This is a genomic window from Flavonifractor sp. An9 (assembly GCF_002161245.1).
In the GTDB taxonomy this organism is placed as follows: Bacteria; Bacillota; Clostridia; order Oscillospirales; family Oscillospiraceae; genus Flavonifractor; species Flavonifractor avicola.
Genome location: NZ_NFHC01000009.1, coordinates 93447 through 106991 on the forward strand (window position 1 = coordinate 93447; position 13545 = coordinate 106991).

The 13545-nt window shown below is 57.2% G+C and carries 11 protein-coding genes and 1 rRNA gene; 10 read left to right on the forward strand and 2 right to left on the reverse strand.

Translation table 11 applies throughout. The annotated features are described in order from the left end of the window. The first annotated feature begins 64 nt into the window (after nt 1–64). The gene (locus tag B5G40_RS07980) at nt 65–1093 is read left to right on the forward strand and encodes an acyltransferase family protein (RefSeq protein WP_158099498.1); all 1029 of its coding nucleotides are present in this window, start codon (nt 65–67) and stop codon (nt 1091–1093) included. Nucleotides 1094–1161: 68 nt separating this feature from the next. Continuing rightward, on the forward strand, nt 1162–2703 hold the full coding sequence (guaA, locus tag B5G40_RS07985; protein WP_087399277.1) for a glutamine-hydrolyzing GMP synthase: 1542 nt from the start codon (nt 1162–1164) through the stop codon (nt 2701–2703). A 180-nt stretch (nt 2704–2883) separates the two neighbouring features. Here the strand turns inward: guaA and B5G40_RS07990 are convergent, their stop codons facing one another. Continuing rightward, a complete protein-coding gene (locus B5G40_RS07990; RefSeq protein WP_087399278.1) occupies nt 2884–3438 on the reverse strand; it encodes a helix-turn-helix domain-containing protein in 555 nt (184 codons plus the stop codon). Between the two features lie 166 nt (nt 3439–3604). Between B5G40_RS07990 and B5G40_RS07995 the strand changes: the two genes are divergently transcribed. The 7 genes from B5G40_RS07995 to B5G40_RS08025 all read left to right on the forward strand — a co-directional run bounded on the left by B5G40_RS07995 (nt 3605) and on the right by B5G40_RS08025 (nt 11638). Further along, the gene (locus B5G40_RS07995) at nt 3605–3793 is read left to right on the forward strand and encodes a MarR family transcriptional regulator (RefSeq protein WP_087399279.1); all 189 of its coding nucleotides are present in this window, start codon (nt 3605–3607) and stop codon (nt 3791–3793) included. A gap of 45 nt (nt 3794–3838) precedes the next feature. Continuing rightward, complete coding sequence (locus B5G40_RS08000) at nt 3839–4681, forward strand: plasmid recombination protein (RefSeq protein WP_242959324.1); 843 nt, start codon at nt 3839–3841, stop codon at nt 4679–4681. A gap of 208 nt (nt 4682–4889) precedes the next feature. Continuing rightward, nucleotides 4890–5384, forward strand: a complete 495-nt coding sequence (locus B5G40_RS08005) for a leucine-rich repeat domain-containing protein (protein WP_087399280.1) — start codon at nt 4890–4892, stop codon at nt 5382–5384. Beyond that, complete coding sequence (locus B5G40_RS08010) at nt 5296–6351, forward strand: leucine-rich repeat protein (protein WP_087399281.1); 1056 nt, start codon at nt 5296–5298, stop codon at nt 6349–6351. Before B5G40_RS08005 ends, B5G40_RS08010 begins: the two co-directional genes overlap by 89 nt. A 290-nt stretch (nt 6352–6641) precedes the next feature. Then, nucleotides 6642–8783, forward strand: a complete 2142-nt coding sequence (locus B5G40_RS08015; RefSeq protein ID WP_087399282.1) for an RNA polymerase sigma factor — start codon at nt 6642–6644, stop codon at nt 8781–8783. A 146-nt stretch (nt 8784–8929) separates the two neighbouring features. Next, nucleotides 8930–9121 (forward strand): hypothetical protein, encoded by a 192-nt coding sequence (locus B5G40_RS08020; protein WP_087271833.1) that lies wholly within the window; start codon nt 8930–8932, stop codon nt 9119–9121. Between the two features lie 30 nt (nt 9122–9151). Beyond that, entirely contained in the window at nt 9152–11638 is a 2487-nt protein-coding gene (locus tag B5G40_RS08025; protein WP_087399283.1) for an S-layer homology domain-containing protein, read from the forward strand. A 53-nt stretch (nt 11639–11691) separates the two neighbouring features. Here B5G40_RS08025 and metA read toward each other — a convergent pair whose 3' ends face one another. Then, the gene (gene metA, locus B5G40_RS08030) at nt 11692–12606 is read right to left on the reverse strand and encodes a homoserine O-acetyltransferase MetA (protein WP_087271828.1); all 915 of its coding nucleotides are present in this window, start codon (nt 12604–12606) and stop codon (nt 11692–11694) included. Between the two features lie 606 nt (nt 12607–13212). Here metA and B5G40_RS08035 point away from each other — a divergent pair. Further along, nucleotides 13213–13545 (forward strand): 16S ribosomal RNA (locus B5G40_RS08035); the annotation flags it as partial.

A 13545-nucleotide genomic window follows, 5' to 3' on the forward strand; every position in this document is an offset into this window, starting at 1 on the left:
GGAGGGAAGAAAACATGATATTCTAAGCGGGCATAGGCTGTCGTGGAAAGAAGGCGCGCCGGACATGAAAACAAGGGAATATCAGTATGATAATCTGCGCTTTTTGCTCATTGCCCTGGTGGTGCTGGGGCACCTGCTGGAGATTGCGGGGGAATTTCCCCACAAAGAGACTTTGTATGCCGTAATTTATTCTTTTCATATGCCAGCCTTTTTATTTCTCAGTGGGATGTTTGCCAGATTTGATCGGAGCAAATGGATTTTTGGCATGGCGCTGCCCTACCTGATCTTCCAGTGGCTGTATACTGCCTTTGTGGAAAAGCTGGGGGACCCCTACGTTCATGTGCAGTTTTCAAGACCCTACTGGATTTTGTGGTACCTTTTTGTGCTAGCCGTTTACACCCTTCTGCTGCCGGTATATGATGTTCCGTCCCCTGTGGGGCGATGGTTGATGGTGGCCGCGTCGGTAGCCCTGGCGCTGCTGGCGGGCTTTGACAAGAGCATAGACTACCAATGGAGCGCCTCCCGGATTATCGCCTTTCAGCCCTGGTTTCTGTTGGGCTACTACTTCAGAAGGGCAGACGGCCTGCGAGCCCGCTGGAACGGGGGAGGACGGACCCTCAGAGGGATTGTGCTTGGCCTTGCGGCCGCCTGCTGCGTGGTTTTAGAGTGGCTGCTGCTGCGGCAGGACGTGACTGCAAAAATGATGCTGGGCGCCTACGGCTATGAGGATCTGGGCTATAGCTGGCAGGTGCGGGGACTTATCATGTGCTGCTCGGCCAGTGTGATTTTTCTCCTGTTTGCTGGCCTGGCCCCTTACCTCAAGCGCAGAATTCCGGTGATAACTGTTTTGGGGCAGAACACCCTGCCCATCTATCTGCTCCACGGCTTTTTCTTCCATCTATTCCGGCTGAAATTCCCCTATCTGCTGGCCCAACCGTGGCAGGTGCTGCTGGCGTGGGCAGGGCTGCTGCTCCTGCTGGGTAATCCGGCGGTAGGGCGCTGCACCAACTTTCTGTTTGGCGGGGGATGGTACCGTCTGCTTCAAATGCGGCGCGGACGTGGGAGAAGTATTGCGCCCGGAGGAAAAATATGATATTCTAAACCATAATTGTTACACAGATTTTCGGAAACCCATAGACTCCATAGAAAGAAGGAACTTGAATGTCCCATCAGACCGTGATCGTTCTGGACTTCGGCGGCCAGTACAACCAGCTCATTGCCCGCCGGGTTCGTGAGTGCGGCGTGTACTGCGAGGTTAAGCCCTATACCACCCCGCTGGAGCAGCTGAAAGCCATGGAGCCCATCGGCTTTATCTTCACCGGCGGCCCCAACAGTGTGTACGACGAGAAGGCCCCCCATGTGGACCCCGCCATCTTTGAGCTGGGGGTGCCAGTGCTGGGTATCTGCTATGGCTGCCAGCTGATGGCCCATACCCTTGGCGGTCAGGTCACCGCCGCCCAGGAGGATACCGCCCGGGAGTACGGCAAGACCGAGACCTACTACGACACCACCTGTAAGCTCTTCAAGGGCCTGCCGGAGCAGGGCATCTCTTGGATGAGCCACGGCGACTATATGGCCAAGGTGCCCGAGGGCTTTGCCCTCACCGCCCATACCGACGCCTGCCCCAACGTGGCCATTGCCGACGAGAAGCGGGGCTTCTACGGTGTGCAGTACCACCCCGAGGTAAACCACACTCAGCATGGTGTGGACATGATCCGCAATTTCCTCTATGAGGTGTGCGACGCCACCGGTGACTGGACTATGGGCGATTACAAGAATACCGCCATCCGGGATATCCGGGAGAAGGTGGGCGACGGCAAGGTGCTGCTGGCCCTGTCCGGCGGCGTGGACTCCTCTGTGGCGGCTGCTCTGCTGGCCGAGGCAGTGGGCAAGCAGCTGACCTGCGTGTTCGTGGACCATGGCCTCATGCGCAAGAATGAGGGCGACGAGGTGGAGGCTGCCTTTGCCCGCTGGGATATTAACTTTGTCCGGGTGGATGCTGAGACCCGTTTCCTGCTGAAGCTGGCCGGTGAGGCTGAGCCTGAGCGCAAGCGCAAGATCATCGGCGAGGAGTTTATCCGGGTCTTTGAGGAAGAGGCCAAGAAGATTGGCCGGGTGGACTACCTGGTCCAGGGCACCATCTACCCCGATGTTATTGAATCCGGCGCTGGCGACGCCGCAGTCATCAAGAGCCACCACAACGTGGGTGGTCTGCCTGACTATGTGGACTTCAAGGAGATCATCGAGCCCCTGCGGCTGCTGTTTAAGGATGAGGTGCGTCAGCTGGGCCGCGAGCTGGGCCTGCCCGAGTACCTGGTCATGCGCCAGCCCTTCCCCGGCCCCGGCCTGGCCATCCGTGTGATCGGCGATCTGACCAAGGAGAAGCTGGATACCCTCAGGGACGCCGACGCCATCTACCGGGAGGAGATCGCCGCCGCCGGTGAGGACAAGAACATCAACCAGTATTTCGCCGTACTTACCAACACCCGCTCCGTGGGCGTTATGGGCGACGGCCGCACCTACGATTATACGCTGGCCCTCCGCGCTGTTACTACCAGCGACTTTATGACTGCTGACTGGGCCCGTATCCCCTATGACGTACTGGACCGTATTTCCACCCGTATCGTCAACGAGGTCAAGGGTATCAACCGTATCGTCTACGATATTACCAGTAAGCCCCCGGCAACCATTGAATGGGAATGACGCTTGAAACGGCGCAAACCCGCATGAATACAGGCTTTTTTGCCCGTCCATATTGCTCTTGATACTGGATTGATACTATTTGTGTCCGCCTGGTACTCTCAAGAGAATAATCCCAAAAGGACAAGCAAAACCGCCCTGCTGAACGACAAATTCAGCAGGGCGGTTTTTCGCTTGTCCTATTTATTTTTTGCGCCATAGAATACTCGGTTCACATTTTCCGCAATCGTCGCAAGTCCTCGGCCAATTCAATTTCCATTCAAAGTATTCGTCCCTGGTGATCTCCCCGGCGTGTAACTCCTGCTGACGCAAAAGCCATTCCCGCATGAACTCGTCCACAAGGCCGTACTGGAAGTACATACCCACGGGAGGGTGTGCGGGCCAGTCGTCGCCGTCATTGTACCGTACAGCGGTATCATCAGCGGCCCCCGCCCTGCCTGGCTTGCGGACAAGTTGGAACAGGCGAATAGCGCCGGGGCTGTCCTCGTCGAGCCAGAAGAATGTCCGCATGAAATCCTCAGCGGAGCCGGGGGCGATGGTGTAGAAATTCTGGCGGTCTACCCGCAGCGCCTCGGCAATCTTGTCCAGCAACTCCCGCTTGGGGACACGGTAATTCGTTTCGTACTGTGCGATACGGTTGTCTGCTCCCTTTTCCTCAAAGCCGACAGCAAGCCCCAATTCCTTTTGTGTCATACCTCGAAAGGTGCGGATTTTCTTTATCTTATCTCCGACTGTCATAATATCCCACCGCCTTTGCCAATAGTATAGCGCAAAAAAGCGAAATATGCAAGATAAAGTTTAACAAAAATGCGAAATAAATTCTTGACATTAACACTTGTGTTAATGTATAATGAGGATGGCAACATTAACATATTTGCGAAACAAAAATAAGGAGGTGAAACGCATGAGCAAGGAACTGTTTGTAAAGGCGGAAGAAGTAGCCAGGGAACTGGGTATCTCCAAGCCCTACGCCTACAGACTGGTGCGGGAGATGAACGAGGAACTGAAACAGAAAGGCTTTATCACCATTCCCGGACGGGTGAGCAGGCGCTACTTCGAGGAAAAATTCTACGGACTGCGGGATGAGCAGTAAGGAGGGAACTACAATGCCAGCATACAAAGACAAGGAGAAAGGCATATGAGCGCCTTTCAAGAGCGCAATCCCAATCTCCGGGTATTCTCGGCCCACCTCCACATGGACGAGGCCACGCCCCATCTGCACATCGACTTTGTGCCGTTTACTACCGGGAGCAAGCGTGGGCTGGACACACGGGTATCTCTGAAACAGGCGTTAGCGGCCCAGGGTTTCAAGGGCGGCACCAGGGGAGACACGGAGTGGAGCCAGTGGGTGCGCTCGGAAAAGGAACAACTCTCCGCCGTGATGGAGCGCCACGGGATAGAGTGGGAGGACAAGGGCACCCACGACAAGCACCTGTCTGTGCTGGACTACAAGAAGGAGCAGAGGGCGAAAGAGATCGCCGCCTTGGAAACAGTCAAGGCGGAGAAAGAGAGCCAGGTGGAGAGCCAGGAGCGGCGGCTGAAAGAACTGGCCCCGGCGGTGAAGGACATGGAGCGGCTGGCGGCGGATTTCTCCGCTGACCCGGAGGAAATTCTGCCGGAGGCCGGGACGCTGGAGAGCGCCAAGTCCTACCGGGAGAAAAAGGCAAAGCCCCTGCTGGCGAAGATCGTCAAGGTGCTGCGCTCCCTGTTCCGCAAGTACATCGATCTAAAAGGGAAGTTTGACCGTCTGCAAGGGGACTATGACCGGGTGCGGGAGGGCAACGCCCGTCTGTCTGACCGCTTGATGGAGGTGAAGATGGAAAACAAAAAACTGCGGCAGATCTCCGCCGACTATACACGGGTCAAGCGGGTCTTTGGCCCGGAACAGGTGGAGGCGGCGGTGGAGGCCGACAGGCAGAGGGAGCAAGCGGAGAAAGGCCGCAAACGGCCACGGCACTCCCTTGACCGGGGAGGAAGGTAAAAAGTGGATTTATAAGGTATTCTATGATATACTTCTTTTTAAGGAATAGAAAGATTAACCGAAAGTGTAAGGGGCTGTGGTTGGAACCTTTCGCGAACCATCTTGTGGTAGGAGGACACTACCAATCCACAGCATCCCTTACAGTGTAGCACAGCCCTTGGAGAGGGGCTTTAATAACTACTACTCTATAATACAAGGAAGATGTTCCATGAAAGTACGCAGACTCCTGACCCTGGTTCTGACTCTTGGGTTGCTCCTGGCCCTGTCCCTGCCTGCCCAGGCGGCGGACCTCACCTATGAGGTTTCCGGCGGCAAACTCTACTTTGATGCTACCACTGGTACCATCACCCGTGCAGATGAGACCGTCACCGAGGCGAACATCCCCGCTGAGATCTACGGTGTAACTGTCACTGCCATTGGGGATTACGCATTCAATCAGCACAAAGAGCTGGTGAGTGTTACCATCCCCAGCACTGTCACCACCATCGGGCGGCAGGCCTTTGGCGCCTGCAGTTCCTTGGAGCAGGTGGTCCTGCCGGTCAGTATCATCTCTCTGGGGCAGGGCGTGTTTTATGGGTGTAGCGGCCTGACTGATGTGACCCTCAGCAAGGAATTTGACCTCCATTCCCCGGGATACATTCGCAGCCTGTTCCTCTCTGACTGGCGTCACCCTTCCGGATGGCATCACCAGCATCGGATATGACGATTTCTCTGGCTCCGGTCTGACCAGTCTGACTCTGCCCAACAGCGTGACTACCCTGGCCAACTCTTCTCTAGCTGACTGCAAAAGCCTGACCAGTCTGTACATCCCCGACAGCGTGACCTATCTGGGTGAGTGGGCCCTCAGCAACTGCACCAGTCTGACCAGTGTGCGTCTGCCCGCTGGCATCACAACCCTGCCCATGCGGCTGTTTGAAAACTGCATCAGCCTGGAAACCTGCATCATTCCCAGCGGCGTGACCCAAATGCAGGACGCCTTCCGGTTTTGCCGGAGCCTGAAAACGGTCACCATCCCCGTCAGTGTCACCCAAATTGCCAGCGGCACCTTTTATGGCTGTGACAGCCTGACCGATGTCTACTACGGCGGCACCGCCCTCCAGTGGAGCCAGATCGAGATGGGCGGCCTGAATGAAGGCCTGGATCACGCCACGCTCCACTTTGCCGAGCCGGTGGCTGGCTTCACCGACGTGACTACCGGAGACTACTACGCCGACGCGGTGCAGTGGGCGGTAAACCAGAAGGTCACCACCGGCACCGGCGCCAATACCTTCTCTCCCACCAACTCTGTTACCCGGGCTGAGGCGGTTACTTTCCTGTGGCGGGCGGCCGGATCGCCCGCCCCTGCGTCCTCCGCCTCTCCCTTTACCGACGTCACCGACCCCAGCGCCTACTACTATAATGCTGTCCTTTGGGCGGCCGAGCGGGGTATTACCGGCGGCGTGGGAGGCGGAATGTTCGACCTGTCCAGCAGCCTGTCCTATGACCAGATCTTCACCTTTTTGTGCCGGGCTGCCGGTGAGAGTGCTACGGGGGACGAATGGTCTGCCGCTGCGGTAAATTGGGCCCAGTCCAGCGGCCTGACCGAGGGCCTGAACTTCTCCGCCAAGGCAAACTGTCCGCGCGCCGACGTGGTCTACTGCCTGTGGAAGCAGCTGGGCGCCTCCGCCTGACCGCACCCCGTCCTGCAAAAGGCTGGTCCACCTCTTCGCAGGTGGGCCGGCTTCTGCTGTGTTGTCCGTGAGACAGTTGAAACGATTATGATGTAGAGTATGGAATCTTTTAAAAAATAAAACCAAATGATTCCTTTTCAGCACGATATCCTGTACACTATAGGGAGGAGAATGTGCAACGAAATCCATCACATTTTTTCAGTTCCTCCGCCGCTGCCTTCTTCGGGAGGCGGAGGAGTATGACGTGAAGCAGACCATTTTTTATCAGGAGAGAAGGGAACGACAGGAAGATGGACCAGGAGAAACTGAAAGATTTGATCCAGAAAAGCATTCAGGGGGACAGGGAGGCCCAGGAGACCCTGGTGCTGGCGGTACAGAATAAGGTCTATTACCACTGCAAGAAGATGCTGAAGAAGGAAGAGGCCGCCCAGGATGCTGCCCAGGACGTGCTGATCGTCATGCTGACGAGCCTGAACAGGCTGAAAGAACCTGCAGCTTTCTGGGGGTGGATCAACGGCATTACGGCAAACCGCTGCCGTCACCTGCTTTCTGCGCCCCACAAGGAGTGGCAGATTCCGGAAGATGAGGAGGGCGGTTCCCTGCTGGACGGCGTGGAGAACCTGGACGAGACCCTGGTGCCAGAGAAGGCGTTGGATAACGAGGAGACCCGGCGGATGATCCTGGACCTGGTGGATGCTCTGCCGCCGGAGCAGCGGATGTGTGTGCTGTTTTACTATTACGATGAGATGAGCGTGCGGGAGATCGCCCAGGCCATGGAAACCAGCGAGGGCACGGTGAAAAGCCGCCTGAACTACGCCCGGAAGAGCATCAAGGCCGGGGTGGAGGATTACGAGCGCAAGGGTGTGAAGCTCTACAGCGTCAGCCCCATTTTGCTGCTGCTCTACTTCCTGCGGCGTGAGGCGGAGAGCACCGTTCTGGACGGAGCTGCAGCTGCGACCATGGCTGGCCGGGTGCTGGCCCAGGCGGGGAGCGCTGCATCGGCCGCCACAGCCGGTGGAACGGCTGCCGCCGAAACGACGGCAGCAGGCGGTGCGGCAACTGGTGTTTCCACAGGGTCTGGTGCCGCTGGTACGGCTGCAGGTGCGGCCGCCGCAGGCATCTCGGTGAAAGTGGTGGCAGCCATCCTGGCTGGGGCAGTGGTCATCGGCGGTGCGGCAGTGGGGCTTGCCTTCCGATCTGGCTCGGCTGAGCCTGCGGCGTCGGAGACTCCGGAGATCCTCCAGTCGGAGGCACCGGACAATACCTCTTTCGGGGCGCTCCACGGCTTTACCCTGGTGGAGCCCCGCGCCTACGAGGATGTGCCGCTGACTGCTATGGTAGGAGATCCGGCTTTGGAGGTGCTCTCCTCCGCTGGCGGACTTACCAAGCCGGATATCATGGTGAGTGAGCCGGACGGGGAAGGGTATGTGACCTATACGATCCGCTACACAAATACGGCTCAGGTTCGCATGGGCAATCCCGGCAGTGCCTCTCTGGCGTTTACCATCCTCACTCAGGAGTACGGCCTCTACGACTGGTACACCGGTCAGCTCTACTTCCCCGATCAGCGGGCAGGCACCGGCAATCAGGATCTGGCTACAGGAGAGGGTCAGGTGGACTACAACGGGGAGACCTACCCCATCACCTATGAGAAGCAGTGGACCAGCGGCATAAACTACGGGGATTGGGAGGAGAGCAACCGTTCCGGTCTGGAACGGGAGATCACCGTAGATACCTACCAGGATGTGACCTATACCGTTCGGGTACCGGAGGGTTACGACGGCGTGCTCTTGGGGGTCAATATCGTGGACTCCCCAGATCCCGAGCGGGCCATCCAGTCCGAATGGGATCTGGAGCTGGACGATCCCGCCCACTATGAGTTTGTCCGCCTCAGCGACCACGCCGCCCCAGCGGAGGAAGGAGGCCTTACGCCAGAAGCTGCCGCCGCCTACGTCGGTGTGCTGGAGGCGCAGCGGGATGGCATTGAGGCCTACGCCAGGTGGTACGACGGCATCTTCGACCTATCTCCGGTGGCCCTGGCTGACGTGTGGGGCGATAGTACCCCGGAGCTGCTCTTTGTGGCGTCGGATCCGGATCTCCCCTGGTCGCAGAGCGTCCTGACCATTGTCACCTGTCAGAACGGGCAGGCGGTGACCATCCTCCAGGAAGACTGGGACTTCTTCGCGGGCAGCGGCCTGCGCTATACGGTGTTCCTGGCAGAGGACGGGACTTTGTGGGCCGACACCAACTACTATACCTCCCGCTTGGTGGAGGAACCTTGGGCCTTTGCGGAGAGTGCCGGCGGCCTGACCATGGGAGCGGCAGAGTCGCTGCCCGATCCGGCTCAGGTGATCCTCAGCAATCAGAAGGAGGCGGAAGCGGCCATGCCGGTGGATGAGGCGGAGGCACTCCTGAGGAACGGTGGGTTGTGACCGATTCCAAAAAAAATTAAAAAAATTGCAAAACCATAAAACCGATGGACCTCTCCACAGCACTATATCACAGAGAGTACGGGGAGGCCTGTTGGCCTTTCCGTCTCTGCCAACATAATTTGACACAATAAGGAGAGACAAGAACGATGAAAAAGATGATGGCTCTGATCGCTGCCCTGGCCCTTGCTGCCAGCCTGACCGCCTGTGGAGGCCACTGCAAATCCTGCGACCAGCCGGTGTACAAAGACGGCTACTGCGAGTACCACTACGCGTTGAATGCGGCTCAGGATCTGGTGGATGATGCGGCTCAGGCCGCCCAGGACGCCATCTTTGGCTAAACCACAGAAGAAAGAAGGAGGTTGCTGGTTATGAGAGGAATACAAAAGGTTCTTGCTCTGCTGCTGACCCTGGTGCTGACGGCGGGTGCTCTGCCGGTCACTGTGTCAGCGGCGGATACTGGCTTTAAGGACGTACCGGACGATGCCTGCTACGCCGACGCGGTGGCTTGGGCAGTAGAGGAGGAGATTACCCAGGGCACTGGAAACGGCGTCTTTTCCCCGGAGAGGACCGTGACCCGGGCGGAGACGGTGACCTTCCTGTGGCGTGCCGCCGGGTCCCCGACTCCCACCGGTGTCTCCACCGGCTTCAGCGATGTCACCGACAAGAATGCCTTCTACTATAAAGCTGTGCTCTGGGCGGTGGAGAAGGGGATCACCAACGGCGTGGGAGGCGGCCGGTTCAACCTAACCGCGACTCTGACCTATGACCAGATCCTCACCTTCCTGTGCCGTTTTGCCGGGGAGGAGGCTCAGGGTGATGACTGGTCCGCCGCTGCCGTGGCTTGGGCCAGAAACAGCGGCCTCACCGATGGACTTACATTTACCGCCAAATCAAACTGCCCCCGCTCCGATGTGGTCTACTGCTTGTGGAAGCAGCTGGGAGGCGAGGCGACCCAGGAGCAGCCGGTGCTGAGCAACGAGGCTGGAGCCACCCTGGCCATCACCACCGGATTTCTGGACCGGAAGTCCGCCATCGACATCGGTGAATTCGGCCTGGAGGCCTCTCAGGCGGAGAAGCTGGCCCTGAAGATCGCTGATATGGACGGTGAAAATCCCTACGGGATCACCCATCTGAACGCCTACGAACAGGACGGGCAGATTGCCAAGACTCTGGCGGTGTACTACACCAACAGCGCCATCTCCGTTGGTACGGTGGCCGACCATGACTGGCGCTATATCTCCGATGCGGCCCAGGCGGAGGCCGAGCGGGTGGTGGACGAGCTGATCACCAGCGGCATGAGCGACTACGAGGTGGTCAAGACCCTCCACGACTATCTGGTCACCCACTGCGACTACGACTACCGGGTGGACATCGGAAATATGCCCTTTATCTCCCATCAGGCCGAGGGGGCTTTGCTGAAGGGAACCGCCGTCTGCTCGGGCTATGCCAAGGCCTACGAGGCCATGCTGGACGCCGCAGGTATCCCCAACGAGACCATCACCGGCTATGCCGGCGGTTACCATGCATGGAACCTGGTGCAGGTGGACGGCCAGTGGTACCATGTGGATACCACCTGGGACGACCCTACCACCCAGGGCGGTGACTATATCCGCTACACCTATTTTCTGAAGAGTGACAAGGTGATGGCCAGTCGGAGCCACCGGGACTGGGAGAACGTCCACGCCTGCACCAGCACCAAGTACGATGAGGACCTGCTGGACTCCACGGACCAGGCGATGGCCGATGAGCGGCAGGAGCGGGTGGATGCTATCCTGGCCGCTTGCGCCTCTGCTCTGAAAGGTGTCCCCACCTGGACCCAGGCGGAGCTGCAGGCCCTCACCGACCAGCAGCTGAGCGACGCGCTGTACTTTACCATTGACCTGTCCGACGCCGGCTTTGACTCCAACACCCTGTCCAAGTACAGTCGCGAAGTGGCGGACGCCATCATTGACCAACACCCGGAGTTCGCTTACGGCACCTTTGACTCACGGGAGATGTCGCTTAAGTTCCGACGGGATGATGTGGCGGCGGAGCAGAAGCGCCGTCAGGAGGCAGCCCAGGCAGATAAGGAGCAGCAGCAGAATCAAGACCAGGCCACTGCCCTGGAGATTGTGCCTATTCTGGAAAAGGCCATCGCCGAAATGGACTGCTACACCACAACGGTGACCCTTACTGGATACACCGACGAAGCCATTAAGATCGCCTGTAACACTATGAAGGTGGAGGGGTACACCTTTGACGGCTACACCTACCATACCAACTGGCAGACCAAAGACTATGACCTCAGTGCCAAAAGCGGTGGAGTGGTGACCCTTACTAACAACAAGTGGGACCGGGAGGAGCTGCAGAAGTATGTGGACCAGATCGAGGAGGCCATTGACAGCGGGGCCTTCCAGGTGGAGTTCCAGCCCGCGGATTACCCGGACCGGGACGGCGACTATTATGCCTCCAAAGCTTACCGCGTGATGAGCGCCGAGGGCTATGTCACCGCAAACGGCAAAGTTTCTGGGGTGGACTACCGGCTGTTCAGCGGCGGGACCAACAAGGACAGCGGGGTGTTCAAAGCCTCCCTACAGTACCCTCTGCCGGAAATGACCGATGAGGAGGCTCTCGCCTATTATACTGGCATCCTGGAGCAGGCAGTCCGGGACGGCGAGACCGAGCTGACGATCCAATATTCCTGGGATGGCCGCAGCTACTGGGCTGGGTTGACCCAGGCGATCGACACCGTGGGCGGCAAAGGCTATTCCGTGGACGGCCTTGTTTGTGGAGAGGACTACACCCTGACACGCATGGGAAGCTCCGCCAACTCCGGCACTGCCCAGGTGAAGATCGGCTACAAGGCCGAAAGCTAAGCTTACCCTATAGAAACAGCGCCCGCTCCGGTATTCCGGGACGGGCGCTGTTGTTATACTTCGTTCAAATCGTACGGCGTGGTCTGGTACACATAGTAATTCAGCCAGTTGGTATAGAGAAGCTGGCCCGCGCTTCGCCAGCGCACCACGGGAACCTTGGTGGGATCATCCCCGGGGAAGTAGTTGGCGGGTACGGCAATATCCAGCCCCTTGTTTACATCCCGCCAGTATTCCTTGGCTAGAGTATCGGGATCGTATTCCGGGTGTCCCATTACAAAGAACTGCCGGCTGTCTTCAGTCTTGACGGCGTATACGCCAGCCTCGGCGGAAACTGCGATCAGTTCCAGACCGGGGGTGCTGCGGATATCCTCCTCCCACACCTCGGTATAGCGGGAATGGGGGGCATAAAATACATCGTCGAATCCGCGGAACAGGGGAGAGCTGGGCTTGAGGACCCGGTGCTCAAAGACACCGAACAGCTTTTGGGGGAGAGAACGCTTCTCAATTCCGTGATGGAAATAGAGCCCCGCCTGGGCACCCCAACAAATATGCAGGGTAGAGTGGACGTGAGTCTTGCTCCATTCCATGATCTCGCACAGCTCGGGCCAGTAGTCCACCTGATCGAACTCCAGGTTTTCCACCGGCGCGCCGGTGATGATCATGCCGTCAAACTTGCGGTCCCTGATCTGATCGAAGGTAGTATAGAAGGAAGCCAAATGATCTTCATCTGTGTGCTGGGAATGGTAACTGGCAGTCCGCAGCAGTTCTACTTCGATCTGTACCGGCGTGTTGGACAGCTTGCGAAGGATCTGGGTTTCCGTTACGATCTTGGTGGGCATCAGATTCAGGATTACTACATTCAAAGGACGGATATCCTGATGCAGGGCTCTGTGCTCGGTCATAACGAAGATATTCTCGCTCTCCAATACCGCGGTAGCGGGAAGTGAATCAGGTATTTTAATGGGCATGGGTATGGCCCCTTTCCGTTGGATTTTGTAATAAGAATAGAGTAGCATAATTCCAACCCTGTCGCAACCAGAGAATGACAAAAGAAGAACGGAAAAAGAAAAGGGCGGAAAGTGAAAAAAGGTGTTGACAAATGGGATTGGGAGTGATATTCTATCTGAGCGCCTTGCGAGAGGGCATGAAAATCTGACCAAAATCGGAAGAAACCGAGGGGAACCTGGACGGCCTTGCGGAAAGGGATCAGAAAAAGTGCTTGACAAACGCGAGTGTGCGTGGTAAACTAAATGAGTTCGCGCCGGAAGGTGTGAACGAGGTTGAAAAAGAACCGAAACAAGCGGTTCGGGGCTAAAAAGCCCTGAAAAAACTTGAAAAAGTTCTTGACAAGCGAAACAGAGCGTGCTAAAATAAATAGCACGTCAGCCCGAATGGCTGGCAAGAGCGTGTACCTTGTAAATTAAACAACGTGAAAGAAACACGAAGCACCAGAAAGGACGAGAAGTCCTTCTGACAAGCAAAGCTTGAAGGAAGGCTCTTGAATTGATTTCTTTGAAGCTATGAATTAAGCTTCGATAAGATGATTTGAAGAACTTTGGTTCTTTAGATACCATTTTATTGAGAGTTTGATCCTGGCTCAGGATGAACGCTGGCGGCGTGCTTAACACATGCAAGTCGAACGGAGTGCTCATGACGGAGGATTCGTCCAACGGATTGAGTTACTTAGTGGCGGACGGGTGAGTAACGCGTGAGGAACCTGCCTCGGAGTGGGGAATAACAGCCCGAAAGGGTTGCTAATACCGCATGATGCAGTTGGGCCGCATGGCTCTGACTGCCAAAGATTTATCGCTCTGAGATGGCCTCGCGTCTGATTAGCTAGTTGGCGGGGTAACGGCCCACCAAGGCGACGATCAGTAGCCGGACTGAGAGGTTGACCGGCCACATTG

Bases quoted from the DNA above. Each gene is read 5' to 3' on its own strand.
- B5G40_RS07980 (WP_158099498.1), top strand. From the start codon at position 65: ATGAAAACAAGGGAATATCAGTATGATAATCTGCGCTTTTTGCTCATT.
- guaA (WP_087399277.1), top strand. From the start codon at position 1,162: ATGTCCCATCAGACCGTGATCGTTCTGGACTTCGGCGGCCAGTACAAC.
- B5G40_RS07990 (WP_087399278.1), bottom strand. From the start codon at position 3,438: ATGACAGTCGGAGATAAGATAAAGAAAATCCGCACCTTTCGAGGTATG.
- B5G40_RS07995 (WP_087399279.1), top strand. From the start codon at position 3,605: ATGAGCAAGGAACTGTTTGTAAAGGCGGAAGAAGTAGCCAGGGAACTG.
- B5G40_RS08000 (WP_242959324.1), top strand. From the start codon at position 3,839: ATGAGCGCCTTTCAAGAGCGCAATCCCAATCTCCGGGTATTCTCGGCC.
- B5G40_RS08005 (WP_087399280.1), top strand. From the start codon at position 4,890: ATGAAAGTACGCAGACTCCTGACCCTGGTTCTGACTCTTGGGTTGCTC.
- B5G40_RS08015 (WP_087399282.1), top strand. From the start codon at position 6,642: ATGGACCAGGAGAAACTGAAAGATTTGATCCAGAAAAGCATTCAGGGG.
- B5G40_RS08020 (WP_087271833.1), top strand. From the start codon at position 8,930: ATGAAAAAGATGATGGCTCTGATCGCTGCCCTGGCCCTTGCTGCCAGC.
- B5G40_RS08025 (WP_087399283.1), top strand. From the start codon at position 9,152: ATGAGAGGAATACAAAAGGTTCTTGCTCTGCTGCTGACCCTGGTGCTG.
- metA (WP_087271828.1), bottom strand. From the start codon at position 12,606: ATGCCCATTAAAATACCTGATTCACTTCCCGCTACCGCGGTATTGGAG.